This window comes from Bacillus sp. AK031 (assembly GCF_053903065.1).
The window spans coordinates 348,922-362,604 of the sequence record NZ_CP096424.1 but is presented as its reverse complement, the minus strand read 5'-3'; the positions used below and the strand labels follow the sequence as shown (position 1 = coordinate 362,604).

At 38.5% G+C, this 13,683-nt stretch carries 7 protein-coding genes; 3 read left to right on the top strand and 4 right to left on the bottom strand.

Features of this window, described 5'->3' with window-relative positions; genetic code table 11:
• Positions 1–663: 663 nt before the first annotated feature.
• Both M1E09_RS01725 and M1E09_RS01720 read right to left on the bottom strand, forming a co-directional pair.
• Positions 664–1,122: a hypothetical protein gene (locus tag M1E09_RS01725; protein WP_456273187.1), complete on the bottom strand. Its 459-nt coding sequence runs from the start codon at positions 1,120–1,122 to the stop codon at positions 664–666.
• 130 nt (positions 1,123–1,252) lie between these two features.
• Positions 1,253–6,271, bottom strand: a complete 5,019-nt coding sequence (locus M1E09_RS01720; RefSeq protein ID WP_456273186.1) for an Ig-like domain-containing protein — start codon at positions 6,269–6,271, stop codon at positions 1,253–1,255.
• 477 nt (positions 6,272–6,748) lie between these two features.
• On the opposite strand from M1E09_RS01720, the gene M1E09_RS01715 reads away from it, so the two are divergent.
• Positions 6,749–7,720 carry a C40 family peptidase gene (locus tag M1E09_RS01715; protein WP_456273185.1) on the top strand — a complete coding sequence of 324 codons (972 nt, stop codon included), beginning with the start codon at positions 6,749–6,751 and terminating at the stop codon, positions 7,718–7,720.
• A 33-nt stretch (positions 7,721–7,753) separates the two neighbouring features.
• On the opposite strand, the gene M1E09_RS01710 is transcribed toward M1E09_RS01715, so the two are convergent.
• Entirely contained in the window at positions 7,754–9,172 is a 1,419-nt protein-coding gene (locus M1E09_RS01710) for an S-layer homology domain-containing protein (protein WP_456273184.1), read from the bottom strand.
• 203 nt (positions 9,173–9,375) lie between these two features.
• Between M1E09_RS01710 and secA2 the strand changes: the two genes are divergently transcribed.
• Together secA2 and M1E09_RS01700 are read left to right on the top strand one after the other, a co-directional pair.
• Positions 9,376–11,751 (top strand): accessory Sec system translocase SecA2, encoded by a 2,376-nt coding sequence (gene secA2, locus M1E09_RS01705; RefSeq protein WP_456273183.1) that lies wholly within the window; start codon positions 9,376–9,378, stop codon positions 11,749–11,751.
• A 64-nt stretch (positions 11,752–11,815) separates the two neighbouring features.
• Complete coding sequence (locus M1E09_RS01700; protein ID WP_456273182.1) at positions 11,816–12,715, top strand: accessory Sec system S-layer assembly protein; 900 nt, start codon at positions 11,816–11,818, stop codon at positions 12,713–12,715.
• 234 nt (positions 12,716–12,949) lie between these two features.
• On the opposite strand, the gene M1E09_RS01695 is transcribed toward M1E09_RS01700, so the two are convergent.
• Positions 12,950–13,657, bottom strand: a complete 708-nt coding sequence (locus tag M1E09_RS01695) for a WecB/TagA/CpsF family glycosyltransferase (protein WP_456273181.1) — start codon at positions 13,655–13,657, stop codon at positions 12,950–12,952.
• Positions 13,658–13,683 lie beyond the last annotated feature (26 nt).

Here is a 13,683-nt window from a genome sequence, read left to right as displayed (position 1 = left end):
AAAGAGCGGGGTATGCTTAGAGTATTTTTTTATTCCTTCTTAATTATTCTGGAAATAAAGACCACACATATTAATATAGTAGTTTTGGAATGCTAATACTTTTTATCTCATAAACATTTGTCAGAATGAGAAAAGGGAGAAGTAGTATATGAACACTGAGGCGGTATCTAAAATAATCGACATTGGTTTAGGAAAAAACAAAAGAAAACTGAAGTCTGATTTTGGTGTGATTTAAACCTTTGGCTCAGTATTTTATTGACTTATAGGCAGAAAGAGTGGTGATAAATATGAATGAGGGTTTTTGCAGCAAAGGCTGAATTGGGCAACTTAAAAATAAAGCTTTGTAATATTGGTTTGTCTCTATGTGATGGACCAACAACAAAGGAGGAGATTGTTGTTGAATTGAAGAGGCAATAGAGTTAATTGAAGATATCGAATTAGACTTAGGGGTTTTCTTTTATTATTCTTTTTTTAAAACAGCCTCACATCGAGTTGAGGCTGTTTTTTTTATTTTCGTGTATTTATTAACTGAATTACTTAGTCTCTCATTGACCCTAACATTATATTCAGAACTGAATATCTCTTAGTCAGTTCATTTTATATTGCTCAATCAGGGTATCTCTTCGTAATTGATTGCCTTATTAGTTTTAAATGGTCTTCACATTAATTAAGTAACCATTTCCCATCTTTCTTTGTTACTAACCAATAGAACTTTGCTTTTTCTTCTTCATCTTCTTGAGCGTTTTCCACCCAATATACTTTAGCATTATTTTCATCAATTTCTGCTACTTTTATATGTGATAATGTTTCATCAATTGATTTAGATCCTGTTGAAAAAACATCTTCCGGTTTAGTGGATTCACGAAATTCCTTAAATTCTCCCTCTTCTCGTATTTTCTCTTTACCTGCAAAAAGGTTCTCGTAGTTATTATAGGTACCTTTGTCAAAATGATAAATACTAATAAAACTTTCTAGTGTCTTAATTGGTGAACTAGTATCAATATTAAATTCTTCTTCACTTTTCAATTGTTCAGTTATTTTATCTTCTTCTTTACAACCACTTAAAATAATTCCTAAGCACATAAATAACAAAAAAGAATAAAAGTGTAACTTTTTAAACATGGGTACTCCCTCCTAAAATAGGTCTCATCTAGCGCGAGAGAAACCTCTAAATTTTTCATCTAAAGAAACAACATTTCCTTTCATTTAAAAAGCCCTGTGAGAGTACTCACAGGGCTTCAAAGAAAGGAAATTATTGAGTTACAATAACTTGAATTGTCCAATCTTCTTGTAATACTTTACCGTTTGCATCTTCAAAGCCAGCTTTTAATGTGATTTCGTAGATGTTTCCAGCTTTAAGTGTTCCATTTGAAGTATACACTAATGTTTCTTTTTCACTACGATCAGTTCCAGCAGGAGAAGTATTTGAGCTATCATTTAAGCTAGTTAGAGATAACTGTGCATTCAATACAGTCACTGCTTCAGAAGTACTTAGGTTTGTAACTTCAAAGTACTCATTAATGTAACTTGTAGTTAGGCCAGTTAGATCAACAGCATCTGCATCAACAGTACCATCATCAGAAGATGTTTGGTTATCAAATACTAGGCTGAAGCTTGCAGCGTTAGCAGCAGTTACAGTTGCACCATTAGCGATTGCATCACCAGCATCATTCTGGACTTCCGCATTAGCCATACCAATATATCCATCAGTTGTAAACTTAACAGTACGGTCAGGAGTAGTGTTACCTGCAAGATCTTTAACACCTTTAACTGTTAATACATAATCTGTTCTTTCATCAAGAGCAGCTTTTGGAGTTACAGTTAAGACAGAATCTAGGTTACTACCATCAGAAGTCCAAGCAGTAGTTGTAGATACTACAGTTCCATCAGCTTTCTTAAGAACGATTTCTGCATTTGTGTAGTTAACTGTGTCATTGAAGTTAAGTGCGATATCAGCATCTCCAGCTGCTGCAGTGCCTACAAGGACATCGTTAGTAGCAGTGTAACCTTTGTTCTTGTTATTTAGGTTTGCAGCAATGTCAGTACCACCGTTAATGCTTGCAGATTTTAACAACGCAAACGGGGTAGCAACTTCATCAAATGTCAATGTGATTGTTGAAGTAGCCATCACATTTTCAGACTCATCCTCACCATCAGTGAAAGTGAATACATATTTGTGATCTGCAGATATAGCTGGCGTAGCTGCAGTTGAACCGTTAAGGTCAGTAAGATCAATAGCTACAGCACTTGAGTTAACTGTAAATTGGCTAGCATCTACAGCATGGTCTTGAACCACATATGATTGAGTAGTTACATCAAACACATTTAATTTCAAGCTACCAGCTGTTAAATCTTTTGAATCCAGCTTAACGATCAAGTTATTAGTAGCTGGAATATTAGTAGCATTGTTTGTAACTAATAGATCATTGCTATCTAATGAACCGTCCGCACTTGAGTAGAATCCATCAATGCCAGGTGCAGTAGTGTCTGCTGCGACTGTGAACTTCACTTCAACTTTGTCGTTCTCAAGACCTAGCTTGACAGTTTGCTCATCAGTAATAATTAGCTTATAAGAAGCACCTTCTTCAAGAACATTGCTAGTTGCTTGATCAGAAGTTAATTGTGCAAGGTCAAGTTCAATGCTGTTTGTAGCAGGTACTTTCTTAACAGCTCCACTTAGATCAATGTCCGTAGTTCCGTCTGGGTTTCCGTCAGCATCTAGTTTTACAAGAGTAACAAGTATTTCGTCACTTAGAGCAGCGTTTGAACGTCCATCAGTTACATCATGATCATCATCTGCTGTTACATTTCCAATAGATTTGTTGAATGTAACTGCAACCTTAGAATCAGCAGCAACAGTTGCTCCATTTTCAATATTTGTAGAAACTGTAGCAATTTGTTCTGTTACAAATGATTTAGAAATCGCAGAAACTTTGTTTCCAGCAGCATCTTTAACTCCACTTACAACTAGTGTGTAAGAAGTGTATTGAGACAATTCTTCACTTGGGTTGATAGTTACAACTTTGTTATCAGTACCAGATGTAGTTAGTGTTGCAGCAACTTTTTCACCAGTTGCAGTATTCTTCAGGTAAACTGTATCAGCATTAACAGTTGACTTGTCGATAGCAAAGAAGTCAGTTCCATCACTATCTAAGCCAAATGTTACTTTGATATCCGAATCAACTTTGATACCCGTCTTAACTGAATCATAGTTCTCAAGTCCAGTTACGTTATCAGCATTGTATTCAATGTTTGTATCAGATACTGTAGGGCCGTCACCAATTACAAATGTGTAAGATACATCTTCACCAAAGCTATTTCCGTCAGCATCTTTAACATCTTTACCAATTACTACACGGTATTTATGACCGTCTTTCAATGTTTCATCATTGATTGTTACATAGTCCGCATTTGCAGTGTTATTAGCTCCTACTGTAACAGCTACAGCACTTGTAACGTCCGCATTGTTAGCAGTTACGTCATAGACCTTGATAGCAGAGCGTGTAGTGTAATCGATATTTTCAGAGAACTTGAATACAAACTTACCATCTACATCCCCACCACCGATTGGTTTCAGGTTAGTAGCACCGTCTTTCACTTCTGTCCAGTCTGTCGCAACACCTAGAGCGTTATCGTCATTTCTAGTGTCTTGGTAGAATTTGCTTACAGTCGGACGAGAGAAATCTGTTGTGAAGTCAAATTCTACAGTACCAACAGCTGTAGCATTTGCATTGTCAGCCTCAAGACCACGAACAATCACTTTATATTCATGACCATAATCTAGGTTAGTACCAAGATCAACACCAAGACGGCCATCAGTAATTGTTTGCTCAAGTTCATCAAGGGTAGTAATGCTTGTACGGTCAAGAATGTCGATTGTTGAACCAGCAAGAGATACATAAACCCCATCAGTTACATCATATAACTCAACTGCAAAATCGTTGCCTTTAGCGATTGCAGAGTCAAAGTTTAGGTAGAAGTCATATGAACCTGCATCAAGATTAGGAGTGACTGCTACATCTGTATTTGCAGATAATAGATCTAATTGATCTCCATCTTTATCTTCAGAAACTACATTTGCAAGTTGTGGAACTTCAGTAGCTGCAGTTGAGAATGCATCGCTAACTGTAGCAGATTTTATACCAACAGTGTTTTTAACACCCTCAATAACAAATACATATTCAGCATTCCCATCTAAATCATCAGTAGGAACGAAAGTGATTTTCTTACGAGCAGCATCATATACAACGTTACCTTCAACTAATGTAGTTTCAACAGCTTCGCTGCTGTTATTTTCTACGCGCTCATCAGTAACATCGTAGCTGTAAGTAGCTGTATCTACCGGGCTAGTTACTTTGTATAGACGAACAGTTTCAGCATTGATTGTATCAGCATCTAAGGCACCAGTTGTGTAAGTAGCAACTAGCAAGTCGTTACCAACAGCATCCTTAGTATCTACTGCAATTGTTCCGTTAGATGGTCCAGAGATAGTTACCGCATCACCAATGATGAAGTCCATGTTTTGAGCTGGCACATCATAAGAACCAATGCTATTTTCAACTTTAACTCCGTCTAATTCTACACGGTAAACATGGTTAGCAGCTAAATCAGAAACTGGGTTAATTGATACAGAAGCTGAAGCACCTAGAGTAGGAGCAGCAATTGCAACGTAATTACCTGCAGTTACATCGTATAATTTAACTGTATTTACTGATAAAGAAGTAGATACTACATCAAGGTTGAAGTCAACTGTGATGTTTCCACCTCTGTTAGCTGAAACAGAGTATCCATCTTGATCAAAGCGATCTCCACCTAGTGAAGCAGAGTCAACTTTGATTTCAGGTAGGTTTGTACCAAGGAAATCAGAAGTTAAAGCTACATCAGTAAGACCAGTTACTGTAAGTGTATATGTTGTAAGACCGAATGTAGTGTCACCTAGTGTAAGAACAACTACGTTGTCAGTATCCTTTTTAAGTTCAGCTTTAGTTACATCAAGCTCAGGAGAGATTGCATACAAGCTAAGATCTTCAATAGCATCAGCATCAACTGCTCCATCAAATTCAACTTCTACAGTAGTTGTATTAACTGCAGTAACTTCAGCGATTTCAAGAACGTTCTCTACTACTACGTCTACAGAAGCAGTAAGATCAGTTCCTTCGATTGTACCAGTAAGAGTGTAAGTTCCTGGAGTTTCTACATCAAGTTCAGCAGTATCCCAAGATACGGCAACTTCTTCAGTAGAATCGTCAGAGTAAGTTACACCAACAACTTCTGGAAGAGTTACTTCTCCACCTTCAGTTACAGTAATAGCGTCAATCGCACTTACTTCAGTTACTTCAGGAGTTACAACTGGAACTACCACAGGAGGAACTACTCCAGTTACTACTTCAGTACCCATGAAAGAAGTTAGATTGTATGTTTGACCTTCTACTTGCTCAGAAGTTGTCAAGCGTACATAAGTTACTTCAGCAGCTGCCGCTGGGTCTTGAACGATTTCTGCGCTAATTACTTCTAGACCGTTATCAAATGCGAAGTCTGATGCTTCTACACTTTCAACGTTTCCGTTGATTGATACTAGGATTGAAGTGCTGCTTTCAGATTTGATATCAGCAATATCAGAAGCTTCCACAGAAGGAGTAGCTGCTTCAATAGCACGAATCATGAACGTTACGAATTGTGCACGTTTCACGTCACCTTTAGGGTCGAAGACTTCTTGATCAGTAACTCCCCACTCAGAGATGATGTTAATGTTGTCTTGGTGTACAGGATATGCAGCTTCAATATCTGTAACTTTAGATTCAACATTTTCACGATCAACAAGGTGATCAAATGTACGAGTTAAAACTGTTGCCATTTCTTCACGTGTGATTGTATCAGCTGGATCTAATTTGTCGTTAGAACCAACGAAAATTCCTTTTGCTCTTACTTTAAGCGCTGCTTCAGGAAGTTCTGTGTCTCCAGTACCTTTAACATCTTCGAACTGATCAACACCAGTAGTATCAACTTCAACTCCTGCAGCATCTAAATAACGAGAGATGATTTTAACTACAGATCCACGAGAAATTTCATTATATGGTCTGAAAGTGTTGTCATCATAACCATTGATAAGGTTCATCTCAACTGCTTTCAAGATATTTTCTTTGTGAGCGTCGTCTTTCAGGTCAGTGAATGAAACTGCTGCACTTGCAGCTGGAGCTACCGCAGAAGCTACTAAAGCAGCAGTAACAGAACCAGCTAAAAACTTACGGTAAGACTTTGGTTGGTTAGCCATTGTAAATATTTCCTCCCTTGATATGTTTCTGTAAAGTATTTTCTAAATTAAGAGATATGTAATAGGAAAAAACTCTTAATCTAGCTTGTTTAAATTCACAGGGTTTATCATAGAATTTTTTGTAAAAATAGTCAATATATTGAAAGTAGATTTCTTATCTCATTTACTATTTTGGAAATTTCTATGTCCTGCTTCTCTTATTCTACAAGTTTTTCCACAGATTTCAATAGCAAATTAACATTTTTTTACCTTTTCAGCTATTTTTTTATTGATTTCGCCAATTTTCTTGAGGGTCTTTTCTGAAATCTATATTTTCTTTTTGGTTTTATTTTTGTCATAATCATTACAATCCAGTGATTCTTTGAACCTATTTTTGTTACAAACTTGTAAAATACCGAAAATCAGGTCTGTGATAAAATTACTCTCATAAAGAATGTCGAATAAAACAAATGAATTGTTGAAAGGGGCATTATTCAGATGAAAAAACTATCACTCTCTGTCGGTTTGTTTATCATTATATTATTCATTGGACACTCTAGCGCTTCAGCTCAAGGAAATTATGAAAAACTTATTCCAGTTGCAAAGAAATACCTAGGAGTGCCTTATGCTTGGGGTGGTACTTCGGCCAGCGGTTTTGATTGTTCCGGTTATATAGTGACTGTCTTTAAAGAGTTAGGAATAACATTACCGCGCACGTCAGCATCTATGTATAATGTAGGGTCTTATGTTAGCAAAAAGGACTTACGAGTTGGCGACTTGGTCTTCTTTAATACCTATGGAAGTGGAGTAAGTCATGCCGGTATTTACATTGGGAATAATGAGTTCATCCATGCTTCCAACAGTGGTGTGAATATAACGAATATCAATGACCCTTATTATTGGAGCAGCCGTTATATCGGTGCGAAAAGGGTTCTGTCGTACAGTGCTTCGCCCGGACAATTCCGCGACATCAGCAGTTCATTATGGGTTTACCCTGCTGTTAGCAAATTGGCTCAGGAAAATATAGTTCATGGTTACGAAAACAGTTATTACAAACCAAACCAATACATAAAAAGATCTGAAGTTGCCGGACTCATGGCACAAGCATTTGAATTGACAATGAATAACAGGGTGGAATCTTTCAATGATATTTCCGGTTCTCATTGGGCAGTAGGTGTCATAAACGCAGTAAGGGCAGAAGGGATATTCGAAGGAAGTAACAACTCCTTCCGGCCTGATGATTATTTAAATCGAGCTCAGATGGCAGCGATTCTGGTACGTGCGTTTGGGTTAAAAGGTTCTACTAATAAGCAATTTACCGATGTCCCTTCATCATATTGGGCACATGAATATATCAATAAACTAGCAGCATCCGGCCTCACAACTGGTTATGACGATGGTACCTACAAACCTGAAAATCACGTTACAAGAGCTCAATTTACAGCATTCTTATATAGGGGAATGTATTAAAAAACGTGTGTACCCTTGAGGTACACACGTTTTTTATTGACCTTCTCCTAATTTAATCGACCTTTCAAGAAATAAAGCGAAATGCGACCTTGATGTTGGATCAAACGACTTAAAAGTATCCACTACTGTAATGCCATTATGATAAAGCCTGTTAATATCTTCATAGTTCCAGAATTCACTTTGGTCATTAAATGTTTTATTACTTGTTGGAGTCTCATAAACATCTTTGAAGGCCCTTACCAAGATCTTGGCCATTTGGGATCGGGTTAAATCATCATTAGGATTTAGCTTTCCTTCACTCCCCATTATTAAACCGTTTGCCTCAGCAATAAGCATATCTTGATATCCTAATTGTTCAGGGTCCATATCCGTGGCTTTCATAGAATACCCTTCTGGAAGTTTAAGATCTAAGGCTTTTACTAGTAGCTTGGCTGCATGCCTTCTTAACAATATATCATCCGGTTTAAATGTTCCGTCATCATGCCCATTAATAATTCCTTTGGATTGCAGGAAACCAACAGCTCTAGCAACTTCCCCTCTATCAATATCAGGAAATAGCATCATATCTTCAGTATAAATAATATTAGAAGATGAGATGTAACCGGCTTTCTCCCCATTCCCTTTAACTTTATACATTACCAGCAAATTTGACTCGTTCTCAGTTTCATAAGGTCCCCCTGTTATTTCCAGCGGAGTATAATGTAATAAATTATCAGCACCTGATGTACTGTTGATATCTTTGCGAAGGTTAGAATAAGCAAGTTCAGGATTCCATGTATAAACTACATCACCTAACTCCAGATCTTGCGAGGTCCTAATTGATGTTGGCCAAGTGTAATTTACCCCCGTTGGAAATTTCATGATATTAGAATTTTCATAGCTTATTTGCAATTGTGGAGTTTCTCCTACAAACTGCTTAGCATATCTTCTAATATTTTCATATACTCTTTCCTGGTATGTGCCCGTTGGATTCAATCCTGGATCATTGGTTTTAGAAAGGCCATTATAAGCCATAACAGCAAAATACCAGTCTTCAAGGTAATTTTTATCATGATCATTGACCAAGGGAAGGTTTAAATTCCACTTTTCAAGCAGTTTATTTGCACCTTGCTCGATATTGTAACGGATATCCGACTTTAACCTCTCTTCACTAATTCCTTTAGAGGCCATTTCTTCCTTTGACATGGTTATCTGCATCAAACCAATTCCGCCGTCTTCGGTAATAAGAGGTGTCCCATCATTGTTAAACTGCCTTAATTCCGCAGACTCCGAAAGTGCAATTCCTTTCAAAATTTCTGGAGGTATCCCTTTTTCAATGGCAACATCCCTTAACATCTTTTTAATTTCTGCCTTTGTATAGGTATCTGCCGTATCGGCATGAACATTCCCTGCAAACAGGCCTCCAGTCAGCATCATTGTAAAAAAGATGGCAATTCTTAAAATTCTTTTCATATTTCTCCTCCTCTATTAATCTCTCTTCTATTCTATCTGACTTCCGTTTTTTGTAAAAGAAGAAAACTAATCTTTTTAATATATTCATAATTCTATTATTGGATAAAACTGTAATATTTATCTTTACCAGAGACTAATGAAAGAACAAATCAACAATGCTATACTAAGGTAGGATTGATTTATAGGAACAAGGAGAGAACCCTGTGATTACATATATCAAAAAGGTCTTTGGTACTTCAGACCAACGAACTATCAAGAAGTACTACACGGAAGTTGAAAAGATAAATTGTTTTGAAGTACAGCTTTCTTCATTAACGGATGAAGAGCTGAGAGAAAAAACGAATCATTTTAAACAGCTTTTGCAAGAGGGACATGACATTTCGGCTATTAGGCCGGAAGCATTTGCTGTTGTCAGAGAAGCTTCTAAGCGCGTACTTGGCTTGAGGCATTTTGATGTGCAGCTAATCGGCGGTATGGTGTTATCAGAGGGTAATATCTCTGAAATGCCAACCGGAGAAGGAAAGACACTGGTAGCTTCGCTTCCCAGTTACCTTCGAGCGCTCGAAGGCAGAGGAGTACACGTCATCACTGTCAATGAATACCTGGCAAAGCGGGATCGGGACTTAATTGGACGAATCCATGAATTCTTAGGTCTTACAGTCGGCCTGAATTTACCTGAACTCGACCCAGAAAGCAAAAAAAATGCCTATCTATCGGATATCACATATGGCATCGGCAGTGAGTTCGGTTTCGACTACCTCCGAGATAATATGGTATATAACAAAGGCCAAAGGGTCCAAAGGCCTTTTCACTTCGCCATCGTCGACGAAGTGGACAGCGTTTTGATTGATGAAGCTAAAACTCCACTCATCATTGCAGGTAAAACCGGCATTAATTCCGACTTGAGCTATCTCTGTGCAAGAGTGATCAAAACATTTCAGCAGGATGTCGATTACCTGTTCGATATTGAAACAAAAACAACGAATTTAACAGATGATGGAATCGCAAAGATTGAAAGAGGATTTGGCATCGATAACCTTTATGATATTGAACATCAAACTCTCTATCATTATGTCATCCAGGCGTTAAGGGCCTTTGTAATGTTCAAACGGGATGTTGACTATATAGTCAAAGAAGGAAAAGTGCTCCTTGTTGACATGTTCACCGGTCGCCCTATGGAAGGACGCACTCTTAGCAACGGGCTTCATCAGGCCATCGAGGCAAAGGAAGGTCTTGAAGTGACAGAGGAAAACAAAACACAAGCATCCATTACGATACAGAACTTCTTCAGGATGTATCCTTTCCTAGGTGGAATGACTGGAACTGCCAAGACGGAAGCAAAGGAATTTGAACAAATCTACGGAATGAGTGTCATTCAAATTCCAACAAATAAGCCTGTGATCCGTGAAGACCTTCATGATCATGTATTTCATAGCGTTGAGGCCAAATACACGGCTGTCGCCCAAAAAATCAAGAGTATTCATGAAACTGGCCAGCCTGTTTTGATCGGCACGACGTCCATCCTACAATCAGAGGAGCTTTCTTCTTACTTGAAGAAACTGGGTCTTAAACATGAAATCCTTAATGCCAAGAGTGTTGAACAGGAAGTCAAATTGATTTCATTAGCAGGTCAAAGAGGCAACATCACAGTAGCTACCAATATGGCCGGACGCGGAACAGATATCATGCTCGGTGAAGGTGTCAAAGAACTGGGAGGCCTTTACGTAATTGGCACAGAACGCCATGAATCCCGCCGTATTGATAACCAGTTAAAGGGTCGCTCAGGACGTCAGGGAGATCCCGGAAAATCAGAGTTCTTCATATCGATTGAAGATGAAATGTTCAGCAGATATGCACAGGAAGACCTAGAAAAACTCCAAAAGAACTTGAAGGTTTCCGAGGATGGCGAAGTGCTCAATAAAAATATTGATGAATTCGTCAATCGTGTTCAAAGGATCTGTGAAGGCTCAAACTTCTCTATCCGAGAGTACAACCTTAAGTTGGATGATGTGCTCAATGTACAGAGAAATACAATTTACGAGCTTCGAGATAAATTGTTGAATCGTGATGAAGTGACTTCCATCATGGTCACCATGCTTAAATCTTATATAAGTGAAGCTATTGAACGCAGCTGCCCTGAAGATGAACCGGAAGCCAACTGGAACCTGGTGGCACTAGAAGCACAACTAAAAGAAGCTATTCCTTCCTTCAGCATTAGCCTGATAGGAGAGGACTTCACTTTGAAAGCACTTAAAGCAGATGTAGAAAAAGAACTGGAAAACTACATCTCCCAAATCAACGAACGGTTCAGCCAGGAAGCCTTTACCGAAGATGTCCGCCGTTTCTTGCTGTCTGCTACGGACTTCCACTGGCTTGGCCACATTGATGCGATGGAGCGGCTCAAAGAAGGAATCGGGTTGCGAAGCTTCAGCCAGGAAGATCCGATGAGGCAATATGCACGGGAAGGGCTGGAAATGTTCTCACAAATGTATTATGAAATGGAACAGAATGTCAGCCAGCAGTTAGCCCAACTAACGGTGAAACTCGATGAAAGAAATCGAACTAAACAAGACAATTAATCAAAGAAGCAGCCGGTGATAACCGGTTGCTTCTAGTTCTAAACAGTATTTAGGAGGGGAAATCATGTTTAAGTTTTTGGATAAGTTTAAAAAAAATTCAATGAAAGCTACTGGAGAAAACAGCACAATCTCCTCTGACCAATTGTTTGAAGGAAATGAAGAAGAAACAGGCACCAATGTTAAAACAGAACTGTCTATCCATCCCGGATCTCAAGTAACGAACGAAGAAAAGTATTTCTTGCAGTTTCTACATAATGAACTTCCGGATTTAAAAGAAAATCAGATTTCAATCTCAGGGGTAGATTTAAAAAGAACCGATAGCGACGTATTGATAACCGCTTTTGTAAGAAACAGCCTTAGGAAATCCGTTAAATTTGAAAAGACAGCTCTTCTACTGATTGGACCTGATGGAGAACGTCTTGCAAGAAAAGAATTCGATTTATCAACATTGGGAGAATTGCCTGCACAAAGCAGCAGACCATGGCAATTCAAATTCTCACAGGCAGAGATTGAAGCTAAGGAAATCTCTTTAACAGGCTGGAAGCTTGCATTTGAGTTAAAGAAAGTAAACCTGCCCCATGGACTTGATCTGGAGGATAGCTGGAAAAAAAGTCTAGCAGATGAGGAAGTTAGAAAATTGGAGACTATGGTAAAATCCTTGGATGCTCCAAAACCAGGTGAAGTCAACTTTATGGGCATTGCGATTAAGCTTCTTGATAATGGCCAATTGCACACTATCCTGTTGATTCGCAACGGCAGTGAAAAAGAGATTAACCTGAAGCAGATTCCTTTAATTGTCGAAGATGCTCACGGAGATGTAGTAGCAAAAGGTGGATTTCAATTGGAAGAATTAAAGGTGAAAGCAAATACTAGCAAGCCGTGGACTTTCATCTTTCCTGAAAGTCTTGTAGTTAAGCAAACGCCGGATTTATCGAAGTGGAAAGTATATCCTATTACCAAGTAAAAAAAAGACCCTTCTCGATAAATCGAGGAGGGTCTTTTTTTTTCCTTTTTTACGAAGAAAAGAGAGGAAAAATACCTAAAATGAAATCATTCAGATATTTTTCCAATTTGGCTACCAACCTAGATTTTTCTTGTATAAAAGAAAGGAAATATTTTCTCTCTGACTCATATTTTACCACTAGTAGAAAATTATCTCAATTACTATTTGAAGATTATAGGAATTTTGTCTCTCGGTCTACTTTCTTAGTATCTCAATTAAGAATTTAGGAAGAATCATCTGCCGTTTAATTCTAGAAGGCTCCTTCAACAGCCGGTACAGCCACTCCAGGCCGGCCTTCTGATAGGCCTCCGGTGCACGTTTGATCCTTCCGGAGATAACGTCAAACGATCCGCCCACTCCCTGATAAATGCTTGGAGCCAGTTCATGCATGTGGCCGAGAATCCAATTTTCCTGCGTCGGGCTTCCCATTGCAACAAAAATGATATCTGGATTGGTTTCATTTATCGTCTGTTTTATTACATTTTCATCCTTCTCATACCCATTCAGCGTTCCTGCAATAGTCAACGAAGGAAATTGCTTTTTCAATTCTTTTGCTGCTGCATCAGCTACTCCCGGCTTGGCTCCATACATGAAGATGCTTTTGTCGTTTTCGGCTGCTGTCTTGCACAGCGCAAGCATCATATCGATTCCCGTCACCCTTTCCCGAATGCCCCCTCCTTTAAGCTTGGAGGCAATAATGACACCGATACCATCTGGAATTTGATAGTCAGCCTGGTTAAGAAGATTGCGAAGGCCTTCGTCTTCTTTGGCCTTCATAATCTTCTCGGGATTAATCGCAACAATAAACGATTTCTTCTGCTTTTCTATATCATTTAATATGGAGGTCGTGATCTGTTCGTAAGTCAGGTTACAAACATCCACTCCCAGGAAATTTTCCTTCATTTTATCACCTGTTTTCAGAAGTGCTT

What these genes read in the sequence shown, in the direction of transcription:
- M1E09_RS01725 (WP_456273187.1), bottom strand. Translation starts at nt 1,122, where the DNA reads ATGTTTAAAAAGTTACACTTTTATTCTTTTTTGTTATTTATGTGCTTA.
- M1E09_RS01720 (WP_456273186.1), bottom strand. Translation starts at nt 6,271, where the DNA reads ATGGCTAACCAACCAAAGTCTTACCGTAAGTTTTTAGCTGGTTCTGTT.
- M1E09_RS01715 (WP_456273185.1), top strand. Translation starts at nt 6,749, where the DNA reads ATGAAAAAACTATCACTCTCTGTCGGTTTGTTTATCATTATATTATTC.
- M1E09_RS01710 (WP_456273184.1), bottom strand. Translation starts at nt 9,172, where the DNA reads ATGAAAAGAATTTTAAGAATTGCCATCTTTTTTACAATGATGCTGACT.
- M1E09_RS01695 (WP_456273181.1), bottom strand. Translation starts at nt 13,657, where the DNA reads ATGAAGGAAAATTTCCTGGGAGTGGATGTTTGTAACCTGACTTACGAA.
- M1E09_RS01700 (WP_456273182.1), top strand. Translation starts at nt 11,816, where the DNA reads ATGTTTAAGTTTTTGGATAAGTTTAAAAAAAATTCAATGAAAGCTACT.